The sequence below is a fragment of the Spirulina subsalsa FACHB-351 genome (genome assembly GCF_026130165.1).
Classification (GTDB): domain Bacteria; phylum Cyanobacteriota; class Cyanobacteriia; order Cyanobacteriales; family Spirulinaceae; genus Spirulina_A; species Spirulina_A subsalsa_A.
In genome coordinates this window covers 1-4251 of sequence record NZ_JAIHOM010000216.1, presented here as the reverse complement: position 1 = coordinate 4251, position 4251 = coordinate 1, and the positions used below count along the sequence as shown (strand labels likewise).

The window sequence follows — 4251 nt, the reverse complement described above, 5'->3', positions numbered from 1 at the left end:
GAAGTGCCCCCCTGCTCCCCTGCTCCCCCGCTCCCCTGCTCCCCCGCTCCCCTGCTCCCCCCCTCCCCTGCTCCCCTGCTCCCCTGCTCCCCTGCTCCCTGACTCCCAACTCCCCGAGTTATTCAGCAGATCCTAACTCTGAGCTAAAACCCCAATCACTTGGTCATGAATCGCCCCATTGCTCACCACAACCCCCCGATTGTCCACCATTTTGGTTCCGGTGCCGAAATCTAGCGGTTTCCCGTACATATCCGTGACCTTGCCCCCTGCCTCTTCCACCACAATCGCCCCGGCGGCATGATCCCAAATATTCTCGCGATAGTCGGGGCTTTTCGGAGAAGGTAAACGCAAGTATAGAACCGCTTGTCCCGATGCCACAATGCCATATTTGGCTTGGGAATCAATGCGCATAGATTCCGTGGTAATCCCCACCGCTTGGGCAACGGCTTCTTGACGACTGCGATCGCCGTGGGACGATTCCACACTCTCCACAAAGCGAAAATGAGCCACATCCTCACTGGATACCACCTTTAAAGGAGTCGGATTGCCCCCCTTGAGGGGAACTTGAGTCGCCCCTTGTCCTCGCACCGCCACATATAACACCCCCGTTTCTCCCCCAGGCCCAGGGAGGGCTGGACAAGCGAGAACACCGACTTTCACCTCTCCTTGTTCCACTAATGCGATCGCCACCGCATACTGATCTTGGCGTAAAAAGCCCTTCGTCCCGTCAATGGGATCCAAAGTCCAATAGCGTGGAGCGACAGTACCATTGCCCCGATCAATCCATCCCGCCACCTGTTCCGGTGTTGCATCGGGAATGAGCGCCCCCACATAACTCGTTATCTTTTGCAGGGTATCCGCCATCTCAGGACGGCGCAACTCCGCCGCGTCTTCTTCCCCCACAATGGCATCCGAGGGGAAAGATTGCGCGATCGCCCGACAAATAATCGCTTGAGAGCCATAATCCGCCACCGTCACCGGACTTTTATCCGTTTTCTCCATCGCTTCGGGGATAGCCCGGCGCACCGCTTGACACAATTGGGCAGCTTGAATCGCGGCAGCAATCGCCACTTGAGTTTCCGTACTATAGGACATTTGCTCTAATTAAAAAATGATCTAAATATTCTGTGCATTTTACCCAAAACCCGATCCCTAACGCTCTCCGTCTGATTTCCTATCCAGGCAACAACCCAACAAGCTACAACAAGCTACAATCGACAAGACGATTTCTGCCGAAAGAATGGCTGACCTAATGACTTGGGTGAATCCACCCACCCCAAATTTCTCCATTATTCCTGCCCCCTTGCCCCTGTTGGCAACCGCAGAAGAAGCCACCGAAAGCACACTGGTCTTAGCAGGCGTTCTCCTAAGCTTAATCGCCGTCTATATTGCCAGTAAACTCGGGGGCGAACTCTGCGCCCGCATCAACCTACCCCCCGTCCTTGGGGAATTAGTCGGCGGGGTAGTCATCGGTGTTTCAGTTCTCCATCTGCTCATTTTCCCCGAAGGCAACGCTCAAGCCAGTGATTCCCTGATCATTCAACTCCTTGAAGCCACCGCCCATTTATCCCCAGAATCCGCCCAAGCTGTCTTTACCAGCCAAAGTGAAGTCATTTCCGTCCTATCGGAACTGGGGGTGATTATCCTGCTCTTTGAAATCGGTCTAGAATCCGACCTCAAAGAACTCATTCGCGTCGGACCACAAGCCGCCATAGTCGCCGTCGTCGGGGTAGTAGCCCCCTTCGCCGCCGGAACAGCCGGACTGGTCTATATTTTTGGCATTCCCCTAGTTCCCGCCATTTTTGCTGGAGCCGCCCTAACCGCCACCAGTATTGGCATCACCGCCAAGGTTTTAGCAGAAATTGGTCAACTCAGTTCCAAAGAAGGTCAAATCATCATCGGAGCCGCAGTTCTCGATGATATTTTAGGGATTATCGTCCTCGCCGTAGTCGCCAGTCTGGCTAAAACCGGAGAAGTCGAAATCCTTAACGTGGTTTATTTAATTATCAGCGCCGGGGTTTTTCTCGTCGGAGCTATTCTCCTCGGTCGTTTCCTCAAACCCTTCTATGTGGGGTTAATTAATGAAATGAAAACCCGGGGACAACTGCTCTTAGTCTCCCTCGTCTTTGCCTTTACCCTCTCCTATATCGCCGCCGCCATCCAACTGGAAGCCATCTTAGGAGCCTTTGCGGCCGGGTTAGTCTTAGCCGAAACCGAAAAACGGGAAGAACTAGAAGAACAAGTGATTCCCGTTGCTGATATTTTAGTCCCCGTATTTTTCGTCGTAGTCGGAGCCAAAACCGATTTAAGCGTTTTGAATCCCGCCGTGCCGAGTAATCGGGAAGGACTGATTATTGCCACTTTCCTGATTTTAGTCGCCATATTAGGAAAGGTAATCACAGGCTTTACAGTCGTGGGTCAACCCGATCTCAATAAAATCGCCATTGGGGTTGGGATGATTCCTCGGGGTGAAGTGGGGTTAGTCTTTGCTGGAGTTGGGTCCGCCAGTGGCGCACTGTCTCCCTCCACAGAAGCCGCCATCATTATGATGGTGATTACCACAACCTTTATTGCTCCCCCCTTCCTGCGTTTAGTCTTCCGAGAATCTCCCGAAGTAGCGGAAGATTCGTCTAACGTGGAGAGTTAGCTAGAAGCTGACCAGTCCCCACCATCATCTTAGATGGGGCGATCTCTTCTGTGTGGTATCCTTAGACGGGGAATTAGTCAAAAGACCTCGGTTTTTTAATCAACTTCATGGCCAGCTTAAATCGCTGCGAAGAAGGTTAAAAAACAAGAAAAAGGGGTCTAATCGCCTTTAGGCAGTGGAGTGTCAACACCAGACAAAATCCGGGGGAAGAGATGCCGTCTTTCAAGCTCATCATGTATCCTAGGCAAAAGTAAACGGTAAAAATTAGGCTCAGGTCTGGGTAGTCTAGACATCCTCCTGAGTTTGAACATCCAGTCACTGACTCATCCGTTGTTGTACACACAAGGAAAGAGGATTTTGAGACGATATTGGCTATTTTTGAGTTTGGTCACGGCTTTGCTGTATGCTTCTCCGGCAGAAGCAGCAAGGCTGCTCTTTTGGCGTTTTGAGGCGGCTCAAAACCGCTTGACCTTTACCACAGATCAAGGGGTTCAGCCAAGGGCGCAGTTGATTGCCAATCCCACTCGTTTGGTAATTGATCTACCCGGCATCTCCTTGGGTAGACCTTCAGAAAGACAGCGCATCGGGGGAGCCGTGGCGGAAGTCCGTTCCGGTCAGTTTAATGCTACGACAGCGCGCTTGGTGGTTGAATTAGCCCCCGGCTATACCTACGACCCCCAAGGCATCCAGTTTCGCGGCATGACCTCCACCCAATGGTCAGTACAACTGCCTCAACCCCAACGCTTGGGGGCGGCCAGTTCGACCGCCGGGGCTTTGCCCAGTCTGGATCTGAGTGAGAACCCCAGTGAGGGTCAAAGTCAAACCCAAGCCCAAACCGCTAGCCCCACTCCCCAGGACTCGGATTTTCAAATTACCCGTAACGGTTTTTTTGTGCGGCTGGGAAATAATGCCCGGGGTCAGGTGGCCGTGCGGCGGAGTCGCAATGGTCAACAGGTTCAAATTGACCTCAATGGGATTATGTTGCCTGACCAGTTAGTGGATCAGGGGTTTGAGGTCAACCGCTACGGCGTGGGACAGGTGCAATTTAGCCAAATTCGCCCCTCCCCTCCCTTGGCGCGGATTACGATGGATGTGTCGGTGGATAGTCCAGACTGGCAGGCCTCTCTGGCTCGGTCAGGGGGGTTAGCGATTGTTCCGGCGGAAGGGGCCGCCGTGTTGGAGCAAGACGCTCCGAGTTCCAGCACAGCCCAGAATATCTTAACCACGGTGCAGTCGGTGGAATTGGGGTTAGGGAATCAAATCTTAATTCGAGGCGATCGCGCTTTACGAGGAACCGGCCAATGGGACTCACGCACAGGAGTCTATCAAGTCACCATTCCCAACGCTCGATTAGCCCCCAACTTTCCCAACCCCCAACTCTCAGCTAATAGCCCCGTTTCCCAAATCCGTCTCAGACAACAAGGGGATACCGTTGTTGTCTTGATACAACCAGCCTCTGGCATCCAAGTGGGTCGTCTCAGTCAACTCAATGACCGTCTGTTGTCCTTACAGTTGAACCAAGGTCCCACCAGCGCTCTCCCCCCAGCCCTTGACCGTCCCATTAATATTCCCGTCCCCCCCCCAGAGCGCATCGCACCCCCCAC

The 4251-nt window shown here is 53.3% G+C and carries 3 protein-coding genes; 2 read left to right on the top strand and 1 reads right to left on the bottom strand.

Annotated features, from left to right (window positions below; all coding sequences use genetic code 11):
* Nucleotides 1-132 precede the first annotated feature (132 nt).
* Nucleotides 133-1095, bottom strand: a complete 963-nt coding sequence (locus K4A83_RS22235) for a 3'(2'),5'-bisphosphate nucleotidase (protein WP_265266902.1) — start codon at nucleotides 1093-1095, stop codon at nucleotides 133-135.
* A 157-nt stretch (nucleotides 1096-1252) separates the two neighbouring features.
* On the opposite strand from K4A83_RS22235, the gene K4A83_RS22230 reads away from it, so the two are divergent.
* Both K4A83_RS22230 and K4A83_RS22225 read left to right on the top strand, forming a co-directional pair.
* On the top strand, nucleotides 1253-2647 hold the full coding sequence (locus K4A83_RS22230; RefSeq protein ID WP_407810271.1) for a cation:proton antiporter: 1395 nt from the start codon (nucleotides 1253-1255) through the stop codon (nucleotides 2645-2647).
* Nucleotides 2648-3004: 357 nt separating this feature from the next.
* A partial coding sequence (locus tag K4A83_RS22225; protein WP_265266900.1) for an AMIN domain-containing protein occupies nucleotides 3005-4251 on the top strand: 1247 nt, incomplete at its 3' end.